Genomic DNA, 1,325 nt, shown 5'->3' on the forward strand with positions numbered 1-1,325 from the left:
TATATACTTGAAGATTCGAGCGTAAGCTTTCTTCTTTACAGTGAAGATTCTTTACTTTCTAAGTTATCTGTTTCAGAATTTATTTTTCTCTTAGATATTACAGAATCCTATACTTATGAATCATCGGCTATTTCGTATGAAATGACACCTGCTTCAGCAGCTTATGTTATGTATACTTCAGGCACCACGGGGAATCCAAAAGGAGTGATCGTTACACATGGCAATATTGTTAGTTTGTGTACAAGTTGTGATTATACAGTTTTAAATTCAGCTACTGTTTGGCTGTCCACCGGTTCTATTGCTTTTGATGCTACTACCTTGGAGTTTTGGGGTACTTTATTAAATGGAGGCCAATTAGTATTAGCAGATACAAATTCGTTATTAGAGATCAAAAGTTTAAAAGATCTTATAATCACACATAAAGTTACCACTATGTGGATGACTGCTTCCTGGTTTCATCAGGTAGTTGAAGAAGATTTATCTGTTTTCGCATCTCTTGGTTCTTTACTGGTTGGAGGAGATGTAGTCTTGTTCACTTATACCAATAAGTTAAAAGAACTATATCCGGCTCTTGAGATTATCAATGGTTATGGTCCTACAGAGAATACTACATTTTCTACTACCTATAGTATTGACAAAGTAACAGAAAAGGCTCTTCCTATCGGGAAACCGATAAAAAACAGCCACGTATACATTACAGATTCTGGATTAAATTTAGTACCTGTTGGAGTGGTGGGAGAGTTATGTGTTGGCGGAAGTGGAGTAGCCTTAGGTTATTTGAATCAACCTGAGCTTACATCAGAAAAATTTATATCAAATCCATTTAAAACAGGCGAACGAATTTACAAGACAGGGGATTTAGCCCGCTGGTTACCGGATGGCAATATTGAGTTTATTGGCAGAAAAGATGATCAGGTTAAAATCCGCGGCTATCGAGTAGAGCTGGGCGAGATTGAGAATGTATTGTCATCCTTATCTGGAGTAACACAATGTTGTGTACTGGCTAAGGAGGATACAAATGGCACTAAGAGTCTAGTGGGTTATGTCGTCTTGGAAGATGCATTAAACAAAGAAGCTTTACAGGAACAATTAAAGCTAAGCTTGCCGGAGTATATGGTTCCTCAATTGTGGGTGACTTTAGATACGATGCCATTAACCAGTAATGGAAAGCTGGATAAAAAGGCTTTACCGGATCCGGATGGTTCAGACTTATCCAGCAAAGAATATGCAGCACCACGTAATGAAACGGAAGAACAGTTAGCTGTAATCTGGCAGGAAATATTAGGGATTGATAAAGTAGGAATTCATGATAATTTCTTTGAATT

1 protein-coding gene is annotated in these 1,325 nt (G+C 37.5%); it reads left to right on the forward strand.

Going from position 1 to position 1,325, the window contains the following annotated elements; translation table 11 throughout:
• Positions 1 to 1,325, forward strand: a 1,325-nt coding sequence (locus ACHRWY_RS27475) for an amino acid adenylation domain-containing protein (protein ID WP_395359205.1), incomplete at both ends; no start/stop codon positions are given.

Source organism: Flavobacterium sp. FlaQc-48 (genome assembly GCF_044007335.1).
GTDB lineage: Bacteria > Bacteroidota > Bacteroidia > Flavobacteriales > Flavobacteriaceae > Flavobacterium.